20 protein-coding genes and 1 riboswitch are annotated in these 21,589 nt (G+C 41.1%); of the genes, 1 reads left to right on the top strand and 19 read right to left on the bottom strand.

What is annotated here, in order from left to right; all coding sequences use genetic code 11:
• Positions 1–66: 66 nt before the first annotated feature.
• The 11 genes from ADA55_RS25590 to ADA55_RS25540 all read right to left on the bottom strand — a co-directional run bounded on the left by ADA55_RS25590 (position 67) and on the right by ADA55_RS25540 (position 11,129).
• Positions 67–1,188: a Ger(x)C family spore germination protein gene (locus tag ADA55_RS25590; RefSeq protein WP_048689043.1), complete on the bottom strand. Its 1,122-nt coding sequence runs from the start codon at positions 1,186–1,188 to the stop codon at positions 67–69.
• Positions 1,185–2,660 carry a spore germination protein gene (locus tag ADA55_RS25585; RefSeq protein WP_048689040.1) on the bottom strand — a complete coding sequence of 492 codons (1,476 nt, stop codon included), beginning with the start codon at positions 2,658–2,660 and terminating at the stop codon, positions 1,185–1,187. The genes ADA55_RS25590 and ADA55_RS25585 overlap by 4 nt, the downstream gene beginning before the upstream one ends.
• A complete protein-coding gene (locus tag ADA55_RS25580; protein ID WP_048689037.1) occupies positions 2,657–3,739 on the bottom strand; it encodes a GerAB/ArcD/ProY family transporter in 1,083 nt (360 codons plus the stop codon). The genes ADA55_RS25585 and ADA55_RS25580 overlap by 4 nt, the downstream gene beginning before the upstream one ends.
• A 199-nt stretch (positions 3,740–3,938) precedes the next feature.
• Entirely contained in the window at positions 3,939–5,018 is a 1,080-nt protein-coding gene (locus tag ADA55_RS25575) for a GerMN domain-containing protein (protein ID WP_048689034.1), read from the bottom strand.
• Positions 5,019–5,353: 335 nt separating this feature from the next.
• Entirely contained in the window at positions 5,354–6,157 is an 804-nt protein-coding gene (racE, locus tag ADA55_RS25570) for a glutamate racemase (RefSeq protein ID WP_048689031.1), read from the bottom strand.
• A 10-nt stretch (positions 6,158–6,167) separates the two neighbouring features.
• On the bottom strand, positions 6,168–6,611 hold the full coding sequence (locus ADA55_RS25565; RefSeq protein ID WP_048689026.1) for a MarR family winged helix-turn-helix transcriptional regulator: 444 nt from the start codon (positions 6,609–6,611) through the stop codon (positions 6,168–6,170).
• A gap of 220 nt (positions 6,612–6,831) precedes the next feature.
• A complete protein-coding gene (locus tag ADA55_RS25560) occupies positions 6,832–7,056 on the bottom strand; it encodes a helix-turn-helix domain-containing protein (protein WP_028392149.1) in 225 nt (74 codons plus the stop codon).
• Between the two features lie 122 nt (positions 7,057–7,178).
• On the bottom strand, positions 7,179–7,643 hold the full coding sequence (locus tag ADA55_RS25555; RefSeq protein WP_048689020.1) for an acyl-CoA thioesterase: 465 nt from the start codon (positions 7,641–7,643) through the stop codon (positions 7,179–7,181).
• 264 nt (positions 7,644–7,907) lie between these two features.
• Positions 7,908–8,681, bottom strand: a complete 774-nt coding sequence (sdhB, locus tag ADA55_RS25550; protein WP_048689018.1) for a succinate dehydrogenase iron-sulfur subunit — start codon at positions 8,679–8,681, stop codon at positions 7,908–7,910.
• A 17-nt stretch (positions 8,682–8,698) separates the two neighbouring features.
• Positions 8,699–10,450, bottom strand: a complete 1,752-nt coding sequence (sdhA, locus tag ADA55_RS25545; protein ID WP_048689080.1) for a succinate dehydrogenase flavoprotein subunit — start codon at positions 10,448–10,450, stop codon at positions 8,699–8,701.
• A 70-nt stretch (positions 10,451–10,520) separates the two neighbouring features.
• Entirely contained in the window at positions 10,521–11,129 is a 609-nt protein-coding gene (locus ADA55_RS25540; RefSeq protein ID WP_048689016.1) for a succinate dehydrogenase cytochrome b558 subunit, read from the bottom strand.
• A gap of 383 nt (positions 11,130–11,512) precedes the next feature.
• Between ADA55_RS25540 and ADA55_RS25535 the strand changes: the two genes are divergently transcribed.
• Positions 11,513–11,983 (top strand): YslB family protein, encoded by a 471-nt coding sequence (locus tag ADA55_RS25535; RefSeq protein ID WP_048689015.1) that lies wholly within the window; start codon positions 11,513–11,515, stop codon positions 11,981–11,983.
• 63 nt (positions 11,984–12,046) lie between these two features.
• On the opposite strand, the gene ADA55_RS25530 is transcribed toward ADA55_RS25535, so the two are convergent.
• The 8 genes from ADA55_RS25530 to ADA55_RS25495 form a co-directional block, all read right to left on the bottom strand.
• Positions 12,047–13,279: an aspartate kinase gene (locus ADA55_RS25530; protein WP_048689012.1), complete on the bottom strand. Its 1,233-nt coding sequence runs from the start codon at positions 13,277–13,279 to the stop codon at positions 12,047–12,049.
• Between the two features lie 88 nt (positions 13,280–13,367).
• A riboswitch (Lysine riboswitch) is annotated at positions 13,368–13,544 on the bottom strand.
• A 61-nt stretch (positions 13,545–13,605) separates the two neighbouring features.
• Entirely contained in the window at positions 13,606–15,378 is a 1,773-nt protein-coding gene (gene uvrC, locus ADA55_RS25525; protein WP_048689009.1) for an excinuclease ABC subunit UvrC, read from the bottom strand.
• 103 nt (positions 15,379–15,481) lie between these two features.
• Positions 15,482–15,796: a thioredoxin gene (gene trxA, locus ADA55_RS25520; RefSeq protein WP_034308995.1), complete on the bottom strand. Its 315-nt coding sequence runs from the start codon at positions 15,794–15,796 to the stop codon at positions 15,482–15,484.
• Between the two features lie 207 nt (positions 15,797–16,003).
• Positions 16,004–16,981, bottom strand: a complete 978-nt coding sequence (locus ADA55_RS25515) for an electron transfer flavoprotein subunit alpha/FixB family protein (RefSeq protein WP_048689007.1) — start codon at positions 16,979–16,981, stop codon at positions 16,004–16,006.
• 69 nt (positions 16,982–17,050) lie between these two features.
• Entirely contained in the window at positions 17,051–17,824 is a 774-nt protein-coding gene (locus ADA55_RS25510; protein ID WP_048689004.1) for an electron transfer flavoprotein subunit beta/FixA family protein, read from the bottom strand.
• 122 nt (positions 17,825–17,946) lie between these two features.
• Complete coding sequence (locus ADA55_RS25505) at positions 17,947–18,720, bottom strand: enoyl-CoA hydratase (protein WP_048689002.1); 774 nt, start codon at positions 18,718–18,720, stop codon at positions 17,947–17,949.
• 125 nt (positions 18,721–18,845) lie between these two features.
• A complete protein-coding gene (locus ADA55_RS25500) occupies positions 18,846–19,433 on the bottom strand; it encodes a TetR/AcrR family transcriptional regulator (protein ID WP_048689000.1) in 588 nt (195 codons plus the stop codon).
• 202 nt (positions 19,434–19,635) lie between these two features.
• The gene (locus ADA55_RS25495) at positions 19,636–21,333 is read right to left on the bottom strand and encodes a long-chain-fatty-acid--CoA ligase (RefSeq protein ID WP_048688997.1); all 1,698 of its coding nucleotides are present in this window, start codon (positions 21,331–21,333) and stop codon (positions 19,636–19,638) included.
• Positions 21,334–21,589 lie beyond the last annotated feature (256 nt).

Below are 21,589 nucleotides of genomic sequence, written 5' to 3'. Positions count from 1 at the left end.
CTGAATTTTCCAGATAAGTTAAGTCTAACACAACTCCCTCATCTGCAATAACCTGAAACTTATAAACTAACGTTTGTAATTTTCACTATGTTCAATATGGATATTAACTTTTATGTTATTTATTGAAGTCTTATCAAAGGAATTAATAATTTTATTATCCCACTTATTGATATGGTATCTGTATGCCTTTTCACTTATGTTAAAAAGGTCTGTATTGATTTTTTCCCCGGTCTCCAATGTCTTCAAAATATCTTGCTTAATTTTTATTTCTACCTTTTTTTCGATTTTTTCCATATCCAAGTTGTCTATATTTTGTTTCAATATCCCATTTGCTTTAACTTCTAAATCATATAAGGGTTTCTTCTGTTGTTCCAATACTTTGATGTTTGTTTTGGGGTCCATGATTTCAACACTTACCTTTTGTTTATTCAGGGAAAAAAACATGACTGTCGCCTTGTTTTCAACCCATTTCATACCAATCAAATCTTGTTTACTTACGAACCCTTTATACTGTTGTTTTGATATAACATAGCCGCCATTCAACGTTGGTATCTTTTTTTCTTTCCCCCTGTCTGTGTAATGACGCTCATTTATTACTATAGAGGGAATTAAAATGGAACCAACCGGTTGATAAAATTCCGAAACCAGTTCACTGAATTTTAACGGGGAAATGAAATAGTTTTCATTAATAACGGTCTCTGGCCTTTGAATGATCGTGAATAAGTTAGGAAGATTAAAGAAACTATCACCGTTAAACACTTTTTTAATATCCCCGTTTGTAACAAACAGCCATGAATTGTATCGCAATAAGGGCTCTTTGCCTACATATTCAATGAAATCCTTCATTTTTTTATTGATTACATCCTCACTTAAAATGAAGGAGTTAACATGCCCGATATATAGTGGCAATGCTGCATTTTGTTCTAATTCAGTAAATGCTTCTTCGATACTTTCCCCTTTACCTTTCCCAATGACAACACCAGTTTTTTCTTGTAATGCTGTGGCCCCCTCTTGTTTTGCTATATCCGCAAAATTCAATGCTTGAAAGTATAAGATGAATTCACCCTCTTTATAATCGATCCCTAGAGCGGATCCATATGTTTGAGCTTGAATTTCCTTCATTCCCCAGCAGCCTGTCGTCAATAAAAGTTGACAGCCAATTACCATGACTGCAATTAGCTTTCTCATTTGTCCGACCCCTTTTGCGATTCATTATCACTGGATTGCAGAGCTTGATTCCGCTGCCTTAACATCCCATACGGAAGCTTGAATAAGACTTTTAAAATGTCCGATTTATTTGGTTTGGAAAATGGATTCACAAAAGGCTGTCCGAAACTTTCCAAGGAAACCACAACAATCAAGATAAGAAATATTCCCATGAAGAATCCAAACAAGCCTAGAAATGCTGAACATGCAAATATGAATAACCTTATAAGAACAATATTCCCAGCGATATTCTGATTGATTAGGGTATAGCTTGAGAGAACTGTAACAGCTATTACTACGAGCATGGAGGGTGAAGTCAGCCCTGCCCGAATCGCTGCATCACCTATAATCAATCCACCCAATACAGAAACCGTCGGACCAACAGCTTTTGGCAGGCGAAGACCGGCTTCCTTAAATAGTTCAAATAATATGATCATTACGAATGCCTCCAAAGAAGCAGGTATGGGCAAGCCCTGTCTCGTGATTGAAATCGTCGCAAGAAGCGAAAAGGGAATTTGATCGAATTGATAGGTAACCAACGCTATAAAAAATCCCGGTAACGTAACCGTTACAAATAATGAGACTACACGAATGATGCGCATAAAACTAATGTAAAAAAAGCTTGCATGTGCGTCATCGGCAGCATAAAGTAACTGATTAATACTCGTTGGTCCGATCAAGCTTGTGGGATTCCCGTCTACCAGGATGGCAAAGCGCCCTTGATTCAAGGATTCAACAACATAATCCGGTCGACCGATATACTCCATTAAGGGGAAAATGGAAAATTGAGTATCATATAAGAGTTCTTCAACTTGGTAACTGCTGACTATGATATCAGCCTTTAATGAATCCAATCGTTTTTTAACATCCAAAAGAATCGAGGGATTGATAATGTCATCAATATATAGCAGCAATATTTTAGTTTTACTTCGTTTCCCGATTGTATATTCTATACATTTAAGTGATGCCGTTTTTAACCTCTGGCGAATTAAAGACATGTTATCCGCTATATTCTCAACGAATCCATCCCTAGGTCCCCGAATGGAAGATTCTATATTGGATTCTTCCGGACTGCGCTTAGGGGAATTAGCTAATGGGGTATGGTAAATTTCGTTGGAAGATTCATTAATAATGATCAGGTCTCCTGAAAAAAGAATGCTTTCTACTCCGCCTTTTAAATCGGAGCCCTTTTTAAGCGTACTGATCTCCATGATATTGCTTAATTGATCAATTGTTAATTCGCCATTTTCTTGAACCGCTTTAGATATTGTAGGCAGAATCACTTCATTGATGAATGGCATATCCACTAAGTTTGGCGCATATAAAAAACCCAACAAATAACGACCTTCATTATCAAAAGTTTTTGTTCTTAAAACAACATCGGAAGAATGTTCGAACCATTTTCGGATTTGGTCAATACAAGAAGGAGGACCATTCAAATTTCCCTTCTTCATAATGTTTCACCTTTTCCTTTTCCCTTTTTAAAAATAATAAATAACAGTATAATTGCAGCACTAAAAAGAAACAGACTGCTTATTGGAAAGAAATATTTGTATATAAAATTAAAAAATGAAGTAGCATCCCAATGGATTAGCGTTCCAATAACAATTAACAAATATAGTGAAAGCAGGATCCACTTCTGATGTTTTGAATTCGAGATTAACTTATAGCCTATAAATAAACATAAACTTATTCGGATCATGGCACCTGAAAGCCATTGGAAAATGGAAAGGAAATCGAGTCGAGTAATATAATAGCCAAATCTTAGCAACTTCCACTGTTCGTAAGCCGGATTCCTCATTTTCACAGCTTCCACAGAACCAAATTCTGCCATCGCTCCCATGAGGGGGCCTAACGTCAGCATCATGAGGATAATACCAACCAGTAAAAGCCACTTGGCTTTTAGCTTGTTTTTCAAGTAAGGAGTTAAAAATAAAAAAACGATGATTTCTAAATATCCTGCACTCGTATACAGCATTCCATTTAGTGTATGGCGATACCCGCTTTCAAATATCGGGAACAATAATTCGTAATTCTTATTACTCGTGTTCCCCAGCCCCACGAATATCCCCAAAATAGTGACGACCGGAAGAAATAGGAGAGCCAAAGTACTTATGGTGCGTATTCCTTTATAACTTGCAAAAATACAAATAAAAGTGAATAGGCTGACGACTACGATGTTTGGTATGTCATGAGTATAATTAGCTTTTGCCCAAATCAATGTGAATTTAACGGTAATGAATGCGTTAATTATAAAGTACAAGCCAAATGCTATCGTGAAAATATATGTAACAAAAGGTGTAGACCATTTTTTCAGAAAAGAGATTATATCTTCTTTATCTAGTTTTTTATAAATATAAAAAATAAATAGTGTCCAAACGATACATGGAACAACACTTATTATGACACTTATCCATCCGTCGCGTTGAGATGCGGATAAGATATTGGGAAGGAGCAGGACATGTACCATGAACCCTGTATTCATGATGATTAAAACATAGATGTGTAAAGCCTGAATGACCTTTTGATCCATAATACCCCCCCATTAATTACATGTTTAAAAGTAATTTCCCCTTTTAAAAATTTATTTATGTAAAAACTTTCCCACAACACGGGAAATTGCTTCGGGGCTGTATAGCTTTCAACTCTCTAACAGCGTGGTCATTCAATGGCGGAGGCAAAAAAATAAGAGGCAGCTGCAAGCTGCCTCATTGTTTTATTTCTACATATATTTAAAAACTGCCTGTGTTGACTTTCTCTGGACGGACGACTGGTTCGGATAATTTCTTACCTTCTTCATTAAGAACATCTGCGCTGCCCTGCACTTGCACTTCAACGCTTTCAATTCCTTTCTGTTCCGTCAAGGAAAGGACCAAGGCATCAAGGACCTCCTGTGATACCTTTTTCTCTTTAAAGCTTCCAAGGATATTTTCGTTAAAATTCAGGCTGACCTTACCTTCTGCCACTTTAGGCTCGTCAAGTAAAGCTACATCACTCATGAACCCTGTTTGCAGGTTAGAACCTGAAGGACCCTTCGTTAATTCCTGAATGACTGCTGTTACATTATCAGACACCGTTTCGCTGATCCTGCGCGTCACCGGAACATAATAAGTGTACTCCTCATCACCGCCTACATAATAAACGGTCAGTGCTTTGGTATTGGAAATGTCGACTACGTCACTCGTATCGATATTGATTCCTGACGACCTTGAGATATTTTCATCTATCGGTGTGCCATTGACCGGCATTTCGGAAATATCTTCCCCATTGATTCTCATTTGGATTTTATCGACCGAGTCGAATTGTGTCAGGGTCCATGTGATGGCTTGAAGGATTTTAAGTTCATCCTCTTTCTGATAGTTTTTGAATTCCGGCGAAAAGTCCGCCACAGCCACCCCGTCTTTAATGTTCACGCTTATTTGGGTATCGGCAGGAATGACGGCCCTGAATCCATTCGGAAGTTTATCCGTGACTGGTCCGTTATTGACAAGGTAATCAAGGGCTTGTTTAGCGACAGCTTCCGATTTAGGAAGTTCCAATGTCTGTGGAACCACATACCCGCTTTTATCAATTAAATATAACTCCGTCTTCACCGTTTTCGATTCCACAGCGCCTTCTTCTCCCTCAGTCGCTGGCTTTTCCTCACCATTCGTTTCTGTTTCTTTTAATGAAGATTCATCCTCGACTAATGAAACATCCTTCGGGGGATCAATTTCCTTTTTCTCTTCACCGCCAAATAATCCGCAGCCTGAAAGCCAAAAAGAAGATGCCAGAATGGTCACAGCCATTGTTACTTTTGATTTATTGGACATAAAATCACTCCTAGGACAGTTTGTACTCCTATTTATACGAGCCCTAGGGGAAAATAGACCAATTATTTTTCCCTCCGATAATGGAGCTGGGCAATTTGCCTGTACTGATGCATCTTTTTTAGCTTCATTAGGATTTGGGGAGACTTCCTCAATGGAACAATCGACTCCCATCCCCAAGTATAATCGGAATGATGGATAGGGTCATTTCATCCACCTGCGGGGAAAACGAGTGCCTCATGCTCCAATCAACGGCCAAAAGTACAAGCAAAAAAAACTGCAGACAAACTCCATTTTCATCGAGTATGTCTACAGTCTGAAACTTCCAAATGGAAGTCTTATAAGTGATCGATTTTAATTGTTTCGATGGTATTGGCATGAATACCGAGCCAGCTCGATGCGATGGAACCAAACATATCTCTTGAACCGGTTGTATAAAAGCGATGAACTGGACGGAGCTTGCTTTTATTGATTAATTTATAGTAATCCAAAATGACACTTGCCTCCCGGGCCGTCTCTTCGCCAGAGGAAATGACTTGTACTTCATCCCCCATATAGGAAGAGATTACAGGCCCCAGCAGTGGATAATGGGTACAGCCAAGGATCAGTGTATCGATCTTCGTTTTCTTCAACGGGTTCAAGGTTTGTGCCACGACCCGATTGACGATCCCCCCTTGAAACTCCCCGCTTTCTACGATCGGGACAAATTTCGGGCATGCTAAACTATCTACTTTCACATCGGAATTGATGGAAGCAAGTGCATCGTCATAAGCTTTGCTTTTTACCGTGCCTTCCGTACCGATAACTCCAATATGCAAGGAATCAGAAACTTTCAATGCCGCCCTTGCCCCTGGGTGTATGACACCCAACACAGGAATCGGAAGTATAGCCCTGATTTCATCCAATACAGCTGCAGTCGCTGTATTGCAAGCGATGATCAGCATTTTTATATCCTTCTTCATCAAAAATCTCGTCATTTGCCATGTAAAGGTTTGGACATCTTTTTTTGTCCTCGGCCCATATGGGCATCTTGCTGTATCACCTAAGTAAATTATATTTTCATTTGGAAGCTGACGCATGACTTCTTTAGCTACTGTCAAGCCGCCTACTCCCGAATCAATGATGCCTATCGGTTGTTTCAAAAAACTCGCCTCATTTTTCTTTCATTTCTTGATGTAGTTTTACTAGAATCCCTTTGAGGGATATGATGTCAGATTCGTTAAAATTGACTAACACGCCACTCAAGTACTGCTTCCGTTTATTAATCACTTCTTCGATTATCCGTTCGCCTTCTTCAAGAAGGTGAATTCGAACCACACGCCGATCCTTTTCATCCCTTACACGCTGGACAAGCTGATGTTTCTCCATGCGGTCAATCAGGTCCGTCGTTGTACTGAAAGCGAGAAACATCTTCGTGGACAATTCGCCAATCGTCATGTCACCTGATTCAAAAAGCCATTGCAAAGCCACGAATTGAGGAATGGTAATTTTATAATCATGGAGAATTTCTCTTCCCCTTTGCTTAAGCCATGATGATACATAGCGCAATTCCTTCTCGATATCGGCTACATATGCCGCCTGATTCTCTTCATCCATAAACACAGCTCCCCACTTCATGAAACTTATCATACTACCATTTTGGATGAAAGTGAAATGATTTTCAAGATTGATTGACTGGAATCATAATGAAACCCCGCCATAAAAATAAGCAGCATCCAAAGAAGTCAAAACACCAAGTTGTTTTGCCCTTCCTTATATGCTGCCAATGAACGGGAGAGAAATTATTTATAAGGCTTACGTATTAAGAGTTAACACATTAAAGCTTAAGTTCTCCCATACGAAGGAGTTCTATGACTGCCTGCGAACGTCCTTTAACTCCAAGCTTCTGCATCGCATTCGAAATATGGTTTCGAACTGTTTTTTCGCTAATAAACAATTCACCTGCGATTTCTTTTGTTGTTTTGTCTTGTACTAGTAACTCAAATACTTCTTTTTCTCTTTTGGTGAGTAATGGCTTATGAGTGAATTCGTTCTCCTTCAAGTAATGTTACCCTCCTTGCCTTCACCAGCATAAAACCCGGAGTGGGTGTCTATTTAGTCAAGATATAGTATGTCGGCTGGGGCAATGGAGTGACTCTTTTACTTGTCTAAATGGAAATATTTTCAGGAATGTTCCAGCACAGTATACAGCATCGAACGCTTCATGCCTTCCGTCCAAGGTACCGGCTTCCCTGTGGCCTTGGACACTTGCACAATCGTCCCCCTGCCCGTTAAACAAATGGAACCATCTTGTTTAGTCCCCATATAGTGTAGGTCCACTGAAGAATTTCCGATATGGTCAGCTTTCACATGGATTGTCAATTGATCATTGAAAAACATCTGCTTAAGGTAATCACACTGTAAATTGGCAACAACCGGCATCTCACCGCATTCAGCCGAGGTCCAATCCTTCATGAACCCCATACTGTTGAAATACTCAATCCGAGCTTCCTCAAAATAAGTAAAAGGAATCGTGTTATTCAAGTGCCCAAACATATCAGTTTCCGAAAAGCGGATCTTAATCTCATGTTTAAAAGAAAAATCATTGATCCACTCCGTAATATTATCGATATATGATATTTTGCCCAACTTGTGCACACCCTTTCTGAATTGAATGACTATTCACTCATTTTATAAGAAAACAACGATAATGAAAAGGATTTTCTATTGAAAGCAGGGTAAATTATCAAGCTCACTTCACAAATCCTTCACAGTTGGCCTGGTGCCGGATTTATACTTCAACCCCAGTTATCAATCGTTTATGATTCTCTCGATTCCCAACCAATTCTGTGTATGTAAAACAATGAAAAAAAGAACCCATATCATAAGATACAGGTTCTTTCATGTTCATGATTAAACTTCATCACTGCCGAAGAAGTTACGGAATTGTTGGATCGTAGTATCACGGTTCAACGCAGCAATCGAAGTCGTTAATGGAATGCCTTTAGGGCAAGACTGCACGCAGTTTTGTGAGTTACCGCAGTTTGCAAGTCCTCCATCACCCATGATCGTATTTAAACGTTCAGCTTTGTTCATTGCACCAGTTGGATGTGCGTTGAATAAACGAACTTGTGATAATGGTTGTGGCCCCATGAAGTCTGAATTGCTGTTTACGTTCGGACAAGCTTCCAAACATACACCGCAAGTCATACATTTAGATAACTCGTAAGCCCATTGACGTTTCTTTTCTGGCATACGCGGTCCTGGTCCAAGGTTGTACGTTCCATCGATTGGAATCCATGCTTTTACCTTTTTCAATGAGTCGAACATACGGCTGCGATCGACTTGCAGGTCACGAACAACAGGGAATGTACGCATTGGTGCTAGACGAACCGGCTGCTCCAATTGATCGATAAGAGCTGTACATGATTGTCTTGGTTTACCATTGATAACCATTGAACAAGCACCACATACCTCTTCAAGACAGTTCATGTCCCATGCGATTGCTGTAGTGTGCTTGCCTTGTACCGTTACTGGATTACGACGAATTTCCATTAGGGCGGAAATTACGTTCATATTCGGACGGTACGCTAATTCGAATTCCTCATCATAAGGAGCTGAATCCGGTGTATCTTGACGAGTGATTATAAAACGGACTGTTTTAGTCTCAGATTTAGTTTCAACCATTTTTTTGCTCCCCCTCTTTAGTGTTTCGTAGTGTAGTCACGTTTACGCGGTGCGATCAGTGATACATCTATGTCTTCATAATGGAATTCAGGTGCTTGATCCAAGCCTTTGAATGTTGCCATAGTAGTTTTCATGAATTCCTCATCATTACGTTCTGGGAAATCAGGTTTGTAATGCGCTCCGCGGCTTTCGTCACGGTTTAATGCACCAATTGTGATTACACGAGCCAATTGCATCATGTTTTGCAGCTGTCTAGTGAATGCAGCTCCTTGGTTACTCCATTTAGCCGTGTCATTGATGTTAATTTTCTTGTAACGTTCCATCAGCTCAAGAATCTTGTTATCCGTTTCTTTCAGCTTGTCATTGTAACGAACTACAGTAACATGCTGTGTCATCCACTCACCAAGTTCTTTGTGAAGGACGTACGCATTTTCGTTACCATCAAGAGACATGACTTCATTCCATTTCTCTTGTTCTTGTTTTTCGTACCCTTCATACAATGAAGAAGGAATGGATTCTGAAGTTTTAGCAAGGCCTTCAATATATTTAACGGCGTTCGGTCCAGCGACTGAACCACCATAGATTGCAGAAAGAAGTGAGTTGGCACCAAGACGGTTACCGCCATGTTGTGAATAATCGCACTCACCTGCAGCGAATAAACCTTTGATGTTAGTCATTTGGTCATAATCAACCCAAAGTCCGCCCATAGAATAGTGAACGGCAGGGAAAATTTTCATTGGAACTTTACGAGGATCTTCACCCATGAATTTCTCGTAGATTTCAATGATTCCGCCAAGTTTAATATCAAGTAATTTAGGATCTTTATGTGATAGATCCAGGTAAACCATGTTTTCACCATTAATGCCAAGCTTCATGTTCATACATACGTCGAAGATTTCACGAGTCGCGATATCACGAGGTACTAGATTACCATAAGCAGGGTATTTTTCTTCAAGGAAATACCAAGGTTTCCCGTCTTTATATGTCCAGATACGTCCACCTTCACCACGAGCGGATTCACTCATTAGACGAAGTTTGTCATCGCCAGGGATTGCTGTCGGGTGAATTTGAATGAACTCACCATTAGCATAATTAACACCTTGCTGATAAACGATGGAAGCTGCTGAGCCTGTATTGATCATTGAGTTGGTTGATTTACCGAAAATGATTCCAGGGCCGCCGCTCGCCATGATGACTGCGTCTCCAGGGAATGATTTGATTTCCATTGAAGTCAGGTTTTGAGCTACGATACCGCGTGCTGTTTGCTCATCATCGATAACAGCTCCAAGGAATTCCCAGCCTTCATATTTCGTTACAAGGCCTTCAACTTCATAACGGCGAACCTGCTCGTCCAATGCGTAAAGTAATTGCTGACCAGTTGTTGCACCAGCGAATGCTGTACGGCTATGTTGAGTACCACCGAAACGACGGAAATCAAGAAGACCTTCCGGAGTACGGTTGAACATAACACCCATACGGTCAAACATATGGATGATCGATGGTGCTGCTTCGCACATCGCTTTAACCGGCGGTTGGTTAGCCAAGAAATCTCCGCCATAAACTGTATCGTCGAAGTGGATATATGGAGAATCCCCTTCACCTTTTGTATTTACTGCCCCGTTGATTCCGCCTTGGGCACAAACTGAGTGAGAGCGTTTAACAGGCACTAAAGAAAATAAATCAACCTGTTGTCCCAGCTCTGCTGCTTTGATCGTAGCCATTAATCCAGCTAGACCTCCACCAACGATAACTATTTTACCTTTACCCAATTCTGTCACTCCCTTATTTCCATTAGCCAAGCTATGTTTTTCCTAATTCTTATAAATGAACTCTATCTTCTTATACGAATGCGAAAATTGCGCTGATTCCGATATAAGTAAGAAGAACGAAAACGATCAATGTAAAGTAAGTCATGATTCTTTGCGATCTTGGTGAAACTGTAAGACCCCAGCTCACAGCAAATGACCATAATCCATTAGCAAAGTGGAAGATTGCCGAGGTAACACCAACAATATAGAACACAAGCATGAATGGACTAGAGAAAATCTCTGCCATCATGTCAAAGTTAACTTCAGCACCCATAGCTGCTTGAATTCTAGTTGCCCATATATGCCAAACAAGGAAAATCAACGTTATGATTCCAGTTAGGCGTTGTAGCATGAACATCCAGTTACGGAAGAAACTAAATCTGCCTAAATTGTTTTTTGCTGTAAAGGCAATATAAATTCCGTACACAGCATGGAAAATGAGCGGTAGATAGATGACGACCCATTCTACCAGAATCTTCACGGGCGTATACTCAATTAAATGAACTGCCCCATTAAAAGTTTCTTCTCCTTTTGTTGCCATAAAGTTTACCGATAAATGAAAAATTAGGAATAGACCAATTGGAATTACTCCTAGAAGTGAATGAAGCCTGCGATTCCCAAACTCACGATTTTTTGCCACTAAGTGCCCCCCCTTAATTTGTGAAAAATCATGCAAAGATAAACTGGTGGCTACCTTTTATCTCCGCGTGAAAATACAGTATAGAGTCAAAAAACTCCTCTATACTTCCTTTACAATTATGTGACATGTCCATTTTACTCCTGACTTCTATGTGCGTCAAGAAAACGGATACAAGAAATCTCTTTTTCAGAATAGATTTTATTGGATTAAATTGGGTATTTTTTGATTGTCAAGATGATATTTTGAAGAAATTTCTAATTAAACTATTAATATCCCGGTATAATTTCTCATTTTTTTCCAATTGTTATTTAAATAAATAAAAAACAGTATAATTTGCAAAAGAAATACGTTTATAATAGATTTACAGAAAGAGGCGATAAATCATGAAAAAAAATATTGCTGCTGCGATAGAAGAAGAGATTCAAACTGAAGAAATTCAAACTGAAGAATTCCAAGTTCCAGCTTTCGGATACGAATTAATCAGAGAAGTTCTATTGAACGATATTCTCGGAAAAGACTCTAATCAAATCCTCTATTGGGCAGGTAAACAATTAGCAAGAAAATTCCCATTGAATGGCGATCAGGAAGTGATTGAATTTTTCCAAAGCGCTGGATGGGGCAATCTGGAAATCTTGAAGTATACGAAACACGAGATGGAATTATCCCTGACGGGTGAAATAATCAGCCGCCGCCTGGATTTACATCCTGATTGTCACTTTCAACTTGAAGCCGGTTTCCTTGCCGAGCAGTTTACACTGCAAAAAAAATTCCTCAGCGAATCAACGGAAGAAATCAAACGCCGCGCAAAAAAAGTGATATTCACCATCCAATGGGATCCAAGAGATCCAATCTAATGAGCCCTGAAAACAGACTTACCCTTTTTACCGGAAGTCTGTTTTTTATTGGACTCCTGACACTTAAGCTAGCACATTTGCATGCTGACCAAGTTTAAATGCCTCATGAAGGGATTCAACCGCCTTCACCATTTCCTTTTCATTGACGACGGTCGAAACTTTAATTTCCGATGTGCTGACCATTTTCACCTGGATGCCTGTATTGGCCATCACTTCAAACATTTCGGCAGCCACTCCCGGATTGGATACCATACCGGAACCGACGATGGACACTTTGGCCAACCCGCTCTCCGTTTCGACTCGGTCGAATCCCAATTGTTCTTTATTATTTTCCAGCACGATCAAGGCCGCTTCCGTATCTTCACTTTTTGTGGAAAAAGATAGATTGGTCGTATCCTCGGCAGTCATGCTTTGAATGATGATGTCCACATTGATCCGGTTTTTCGCAAGCGTCGTGAAGATCGTGGATAATGCACCAAGTGATTGGGGCAAACCATATATTGTGACCCTCGTAATACTGTCTTCAAAAGCAATGCCTCGTACAATTAAGTTTTCTTCCATAGTTGCTTCCTCCTCTATGATCGTACCTGATTCTCTCTCCATGCTTGAACGGACTTCAAGCGGAATTTGATAATTTTTTGCATATTCGACAGCCCTTGGGTGAAGGACGCCCGCCCCCAGGTTGGCAAGTTCCAGCATTTCATCGTAAGAAATGGATTGGAGTTTTCTCGCGCCTTTTATGTAGCGTGGGTCCGTTGTGAAAACACCCGTTACATCCGTATATATATCGCATCTATCCGCATTCAGCGCTGCAGCGATGGCAACCGCCGTCGTATCGGAACCGCCTCGCCCTAAGGTAGTGATTTCCCCATTTGCATCGTTACCCTGGAAACCGGCTACGACCACTATTTTCTTCTCCTGAAGCTGAGCTTGGATCCTCGTGGCATCGATGTTTAAAATCCGGGCATTCCCATGAACGGATTCCGTTTGCATGCCAGCCTGCCAGCCAGTATACGAAATGGCTTCATGTCCTTCTTCAATCAGTGCCATCGTTAACAGGGAAATCGTTACCTGTTCCCCAGTCGTCAAAAGCATATCCATTTCCCTCTTGCTCGGGGATCCGGAAATATCACGCGCCATGGAAACCAATTGGTCCGTTGTTTTCCCCATAGCTGAAACAACGACGACCACCTCATTTCCATTCTCCGCTTCCTCGATTACCCGATTGGCAACATTTTTGATTTTTTCTACGCTACCGACGGAGGTTCCGCCGAATTTTTGAACGATTAATGCCATCCTCATGCACCCTCTCTACTTTTTAGGCAATAAAAAAAGCAATGAGAAATATCTCATTGCTGTGGTCACATATCTAATACTGTAAACACAGTGAGATAGCTCTCCAGGGTATAAACCCTGACAATCCGCCATTTCTTAAATGTCGGACCAGGAGGACAAGGTATGAGTCTTGTCTTCCTTCGGCGGCGTCCCCTTTCAAAACCTTTCATGGAAGCTCATACTTCTCCAGGTTTTTACTCTTGAATTCCGCACCTCTATCAGCACTTTTAAGTTGTCTAGTTAAAAATTCCTTTTAATCATAGCATAGAGATTTATCGGTAGCAAGATTATTCTTGTAATTTTCTAACGATTCCCTCGGCTACCCCTTTTGGCATGCCAGCTTCCATGATTTCCTCGGCCGTCGCCTCTTTGATTTTCTTCAATGATCCAAAATGCCTTAATAATTGCTTCCTTCGCTTTTCCCCGACTCCTGGAATATCATCAAGCTGGGAGTGAACCGCATTTTTCCCGCGTAGCTGGCGATGAAACGTAATAGCGAACCGGTGCACTTCATCCTGAATTCTTTGCAATAGGTAAAATTCCTGGCTCCTTGAATCAAGAGGTACAAGTTCAAGCGGATTTCCGATCATCAATTGCGAGGTCCTATGCTTTTCATCCTTAATGAGGCCTGAAAGTGGAATATCCAAGCCTAATTCATTTTCCAGAATATCCCGTACTGCTTCGACATGTCCCTTTCCGCCATCAATGATGATCAAGTCCGGAAGCGGCAGCCCTTCTTTCAATACTCGTGAATATCTTCTTCTGACCACTTCACGCATCGATTCATAATCATCAGGTCCCCGGACCGTCTTGATCTTATATTTGCGGTACTCTCTTTTTTCCGGCTTCCCATCAATGAACACGACTAAAGCGGAAACGGGGTCACTTCCCTGGATATTGGAGTTATCGAAAGCTTCAATTCGATGCGGGGTGTAGATACCCAGTTGTTTCCCGAGGTTTTCCACCGCATTGATCGTTCTTTCTTCATCCCTTTCAATCAAAGAGAATTTTTCCTGAAGGGCGATGGAGGCATTTTTATTCGCCAATTTAAGCATGTCTTTTTTCGCTCCCCGTTTCGGGTGAATCGTTTTGACACCAAGCAGCCCTTCGGCCATTTCGGCATCCACAGATTCAGGCAGCAAGATTTCCTTTGGTTTAAAGTGGTTCGTAATCTCGTAAAACTGACCGAGGAATGTAAGAAGTTCCTGTTCCGGTTCATCGTAGACCGGAAAAAGCGAAACATCCCTTTCTATCAATTTACCCTGCCGGACAAAAAATACCTGAACGCACATCCAGCCTTTATCATAGGCAAAGCCAAATACATCCCTGTCGATGAAATCGGTCGTCATCATTTTCTGCTTTTCCATCGTAATATCGATGTGGGCAATCTTGTCACGGAACTCCTTGGCCCTCTCGAAATCGAGCTCTTCCGATGCCTCCAGCATTTTCTCAGTCAGTTCTTTTTTTATTTCAGTATGCCCGCCGTTCAAGAACCGGTTGATATCATCGACCATTTTTTTATATTCCTGTTCCTCTACATCATATACACATGGGGCAAGGCACTGGCCAAGGTGATAGTAGAGACAAACGCGATCCGGTAACGTATTGCATTTTCTTAGGGGATAGATGCGGTCGAGCAATTTTTTCGTTTCGTTAGCTGCAAATGCATTCGGATAAGGACCGAAATATTTCCCTTTGTCTTTTTTGACTTTTCGCGTAATGATTAGACGCGGGTGTCGTTCCGCAGTCAGCTTGATGAAAGGATACGTCTTATCATCCTTTAGCATGACATTATATTTTGGGTCATGTTTTTTGATTAAGTTCAACTCTAAAATAAGAGCCTCGATATTGGAAGAGGTGACGATGTATTCGAAATCCTCAATCTCGTTCACGAGTCGAAATGTTTTCCCATCATGAGATCCCGTAAAATAAGAACGGACACGATTTTTCAACACTTTCGCTTTGCCTACATATATGATCGTTCCCTGACGATCTTTCATTAAATAACAACCAGGTTGATCGGGAAGAAGGGCAAGTTTATTCTTTATTTGTTGATTCATGCATTCAGCCTCCTGTTCTCCCATTTTTACAATCATTATATATCAAGATAGCGAAAAAAGCTTCAAGTCCGCAGACTTGAAGCTTTTTTTAGCTAACTTACTATTACGCGTGTTTTGCAATAAGTTCAGCAAGTGCTTCTTTAGGTTGGAAACCAACAACCTTATCGACCACTTCACCGTCTTTAAGGACGATTAATGTCGGGATGCTCATCACACCGAATTTTCCAGCTGTTTCTTGGTTTTCATCTACATCCACTTTTACGATTTTTGCTGTATCGCCAATTTCAGTATCAAGCTCTTGAAGAACAGGAGCGATCATTTTACAAGGTCCACACCATGGAGCCCAAAAGTCTACAAGAACGACACCTTCGCTAGTATCTGTTGTGAAAGTTTGGTCAGTTGCATTTACAATAGCCATATATATTTCCTCCTCAAATTTACTCAAATAACTAAAAACAGTATACCACTGTTGCTCAAATCGATGCTAATATTTTGCTTCAGTGGTAGGATGTCCAAAAAAAGAGTAATTATGCAGGCCAAAAACCCTCCCCAGTAGCGCAAATAAAGGGGCAAGACATGTATCGGCTTATGCCGAATGTCTTGCCCCTCATCTGTATTATTTCTTTTACGCGTTAACTTTAAGTTTTTTGAATTCTTCCGTAAGCAATGGGACGACTTCGAAAAGATCTCCGACAATTCCATAATCAGCCACATTGAATATATTAGCTTCCGGGTCTTTATTGATGGCAACGATAACCTTGGAGTTGGACATTCCCGCTAAATGCTGGATCGCACCGGAAATTCCGCAGGCGATATAAAGGTCAGGTGTTACGACTTTACCCGTTTGCCCGATTTGTAATGAGTAATCGCAATAGTCTGCATCACATGCTCCGCGGGAAGCTCCTACCGCTCCGCCAAGAACCTGTGCCAGTTCCTTTAATGGTTCAAAACCATCTTCACTTTTCACGCCACGGCCACCCGCGATGATTACTTTCGCTTCTGAAAGGTCGACCCCTTCACTGGCTTTTCTAACAACATCCTTAATGATTGTCCGTAAGTCCTTAATATCCACACTTAATGTAGAAACATCACCAGAACGGGACTCATCTTTCGCTAATGGTTCGATATTGTTCGGACGGATTGTCGCGAAAATCACGCCAGCTGTAACAATTTTCTTTTCAAACGCTTTACCAGAATATATCGGGCGGGTGAAAACGATATTTCCGCCTTCTTCTTCAATGGATGTAACGTCGGAAATCAATCCTGATTCAAGTTTTCCAGCCAATTTAGGTGCAAGGTCTTTTCCTAAGGCCGTATGTCCAAAGAAAATCCCTTCCGGCTTTTCCTGCTCGATGACGGCAAGCAAGCTTTGTGCATATCCATCTGAAGTATATTGTTTCAATTGATCATTTTCGACTGCAATAACCCGGTCTGCGCCATACTGGATCAATTCATTACCGAAATTCTGAACGCTGTCACCAACTAAAACACCAACGATTTCCCCGCCATCCGCAGCAAGCTTAGCCGCACCGATAGCTTCAAATGATACATTTCTTAGTGAACCATCACGAACTTCGCCCAATACAAGAAACTTTCTAGCCATTTATAAAAACCTCCTGTGCTCTATTTTTCTTTTTGTCGTGTGTTGTTGTTTTGAAAAGTACCGTTTCGATTAAATCACTTTTGCTTCACTGCGTAATAATTGAACAAGCTCGGTAACTTGAGCACTGATTTCCCCGTCCAAAACTTTTCCAGCTTCTTTTTTAGCAGGAAGGTAAATTTCAATCGTTTTTGTTTTGGCCTCAACATCGTCTTCTTCCAAATCCAGGTCATCCAATTCCAATTCTTCAAGCGGTTTTTTCTTTGCCTTCATGATTCCTGGCAATGAAGGATAACGTGGCTCATTTAGCCCTTGTTGCGCTGTCACCAATAATGGAAGAGAGGCTTCGATCGTTTCAGAGTCCCCTTCGACATCACGGATAACGCTTACATTTCCATTTTCTATGTCCAATTTAGTAATGGTTGTAATATAAGGAATCTCCAAAATTTCGGCAACGCGTGGTCCCACTTGACCGGAGCCGCCATCGATTGCAACGTTCCCTGCAATGATTAGATCGGCGTTTTTATCTTTTAAGTATTCGCCAATAATTTTGGCAGTCGTGAATTGGTCGCCATTTTCTATGTCGTCTTCTATATTTATCAATACAGCTTTGTCAGCACCCATTGCCAGCGCTGTACGTAATTGCTTTTCAGCCTCTTCCGTTCCGACAGAAATAACCGTTACTTCGCCGCCTTGTGCATCACGCACCTGGATTGCTTCTTCAACTGCATACTCATCGTATGGATTAATGATGAATTCTGCTCCATCCTCATTGATTTTCCCGTTGGATAGTGTAATTTTTTCTTCTGTATCAAATGTTCTTTTCAGCAGTACATAAATGTTCACGATAATACCTCCCGAATAATTTGAGTTTTGAAGATTATGAATTTTATTGATATATAGTAATGTTCTACAGATTTCACCAAAATCCTGCATGATATATAAAAATAGTTATTTAAACCGAAACATCATTTCCCTTTGAATACAGCTTCCCTTTTTTCAATGAAAGCGGCGATTCCTTCTTGTGCATCAGCAGTATCGAAAGCCTGGCCGAAGAGGGCAGCTTCCCTTTCCACACCTTTATGGTAGGAATCATGCTTGGAATAATTCAATAACTCAATGGCCGACTTTAATGCCAGTGGGCTCTTCTTGGCAATTTTATTGGCTAGATCCTTAGCTTTTGGAATCAGTTCTTCATCCGTGTAGGCATGATTCGCCAATCCGCATTGCACAGCTTGGGTGCCTGAAATCGGTTCACTTGTAAACAGCATTTCAGCTGCCTTTGCCATGCCTACGTAACGGGGAAGACGTTGGGTCCCAGCAAACCCGGGGATTAAGCCCAACTGCAGCTCAGGCAAACCAAGTTTAGCTTTTTCGGTGACTAGGCGGATGTGGCAGGCCATAGCCAGCTCCAATCCTCCGCCAAGCGCCGCTCCATGGATGGCTGCAATGACCGGTTTTGGAAAAGATTCGATTTTCTCAAATACAGATTGACCATTCTTGGTCAGCTTCTCGAAGGCTTTCCCGTTTTTCACTTCCGTAAACTCTTTAATGTCCGCTCCTGCAGAGAAGAATCTTCCTTCACCATGAAGAAGGACAACCCGTACGGCTTCGTCTTTCTCAATTTGATCGAATGCCTGTGAAAGCTCTCCGATGATAGCCGAAGAAAGTGCATTTGCTGGTGCATGATCAATCGTTATAAAAGCCACATGATTTTCGACAGAAAGCTTAAGATATTCCATATCAATCCCTCCAGGCATGCTAGTCAAACTTTTTTGAAAATTCTATATGTATCACTTCCAGTTAAAGCCAGAAGCAGAATTAACCGATTCTTTCGAGGATGGCTAGCCATCCTCTATTTAAATCGTTAACTTTTCAGGCCACAGCCGCCAATCAGCAGGCGGTGAACGTCTGGTGCAAGGTCAGGAAGCGAATACTTTTGCTCATTCATGACCCAAGTCGTCACAGTTTCATCAATCGTTCCAAAAATCATCTGCCTGGCAAGTAAATTATTTAAATCAGGCAGGAATTCGCCGTTCTCTTTTCCTTCTATAATGATCTGATCGATTAAATTTAAATACCCTCTTAACACATCATTAATCCTAAGGCGCAATTCTTTATTCGACTGTCTTAATTCCAACTGAGTGACAATTGCTAAATTCACGTCTTCTGAAAGGTTTTTAAAATGTTTTTGGATGAGCACATGCAGTTTTTCCGAAGCAGTGCTCTTTCCTTTTATCTCTTCTTCGATCTGTTCCACAAAATAGCCCATCTTTTCATGGAATAATGATATTAAGATATCTTCTTTATTTTTAAAATAAAGATATATGGTGCCATCCGCTACGCCTGCCTGCTTGGCGATTTTGGATACTTGGGCTTGATAGTAACCGTTTTGGGCAATGACAATAACGGCCGCATCAATAATTTGATTATACTTTGGTCTGTTGCTTTTCACTGGATGTCCCCTTTCAGAAAAATGAATGAACCATCATTCATATTTCTATCATAAAATGATGACCCTTTACTGTCAAGCAAAAACTTATTTAAGGATCCCTACATTCCACTTCTGTTCATTGTACAGTCACCATCCATAGCTTGTCCAGCTGTTCTGCAAAACGGAGCCCTCTTCCGCTGCTCCGTTAAAAGGGGGTGCTTGTTTAAGCTTCTTTTCTTTCCTCGGATATTTTTTTCTTTTCTTCCTCGATAAGAACTCTTCTCAGGATCTTCCCTATCGTCGTTTTAGGAAGTTCATCCCTGAATTCATAGCTTCGCGGCACCTTATACGAAGCCAGGTTCTTTCTGGCAAATTCATTCAATTCCTCTTCAGTGACCCTGGCATTTTTTTTCAGGACGACATAGGCCTTGACGGTCTCTCCTCGATAAGGGTCAGGGATGCCAGCTACAACTACTTCCTGTATGGCCTCATGCTCGTATAGCACCTCTTCCACCTCACGTGGGTATATATTGAAACCGCCTGCAATGATTGTATCCTTTTTCCTCTCGACGACATAAAAGAACCCCTGCTCATCCATATAACCCAGATCGCCAGTAAGCAGCCAGCCATTTTTAAAGGTTTTTTCAGTTTCATCCGGACGGTTCCAATAACCTTTCATTACCTGTGGTCCTTTTATGGCAATCTCGCCTATTTCATTCGGAGGGAGCTCTTCATAGGATTCCAGGGACAGGATCGCCGAGTCAGTGTCCGGCCACGGCAGTCCAACGCTACCTTTTACACGCGGCTGATCCCAAATGAAATTAGCATGTGTCACAGGTGAGGTTTCTGAAAGTCCATAGCCTTCAACAAGCTTCCCGCCGGTAATTTTCTCAAACTGCTCTTGAACCTCTAAGGGCAATGATGCAGAACCGCTAATACAGGCATTGATGGAAGAAAGATCATATTTAGCGATATCCGGATGGTTCAAGAGGCCGATATACATCGTTGGCGCTCCTGGAAACATGGTCGGTTTCTGTTTTTGGATGGTTTTAAGCGTCGCTTCGACATCAAACTTTGGCATGATGATCATGGTGTTCCCTTCCATGACAGAAAGAACCAAGACCGTAGTCATACCGTACACATGGAAGAAAGGCAGAATCGCAAGGATCCTTTCCTCACCGCGCTTATTTTTATAAAGCCATGCATTACACATTTTCGTATTTGCCAGCAAGTTCTTATGGGTAAGCATCACCCCTTTGGGAAAGCCTGTAGTCCCACCTGTATATTGTAAAAGGGCAAGGTCATTATCCACATCGATCGGCACAGTGACTTCTTCAGTGATCTTTCTTTTCATGATTTCGGAAAATAAATGATGATTCCCTTCATGCTCCACATTGATGACAATGCCGTATTGCTTTTTTTGAATAAAAGGATAGATAAGATTTTTCGGAAATGGCAAATATTCCTTGATAGCGGTTACAATTATATGTTCAATATCCGTTCTTGATGCCACTGCAGAAACACGGGGAAATAAAATATCCATCGCCAAAATCATTTTCGCTCCGGAATCTTTCATTTGATATTCTAATTCACGTTCAGTATAGGTTGGGTTCGTTTGAACCACGACTCCTCCGGCCATCAATATCCCAAAAAAGCTTATGACACCTTGAGGGCAGTTAGGAAGCATGACGGCAACGCGTTCACCTTTTTGAAGTCCGATACTTTTTAAATAGGCTGCAAACTTTAAAGCAGATTCATGCACTTCCCGGAAAGTTAATTCTTTTCCCTGGAAATGAATCGATACTTTATCAGGGAATTCTTCGGCTGATTCCTTCAAAAAAGAATAAAGAGGTTTATCTTCATACGACAAAACAGCGGGTATCTGTTCCGGATAAATAGCTTGCCATGGCTTATTGCTCATTTGCCCCCTCCTTCTGAATATTCTCAATACTCTTAATCATTATAATACAATCGGGATTTTCTTACAATTGCCGAATTTCAGAGTATAAAGACCTTACGATGAGAAGCAGGATAGTAAATATATCCTATACCAACCACAGGGAATATTGGATGGCAGACTGAAGACGAATTAGAGAAGAAGAGCCAGTTTCCCTACAATATTTCTTTAAAAAAGTTCCAGTGATTGGAACGTAAGGTACGAGACTCCTGCGGGAAAA

It is taken from the genome of Bacillus sp. 220_BSPC (genome assembly GCF_001054655.1).
Lineage (GTDB): Bacteria > Bacillota > Bacilli > Bacillales > DSM-1321 > Peribacillus > Peribacillus frigoritolerans.
The sequence above is the reverse complement of the archived record's forward strand: the minus strand, read 5'-3'. Positions and strand labels throughout refer to the sequence as shown.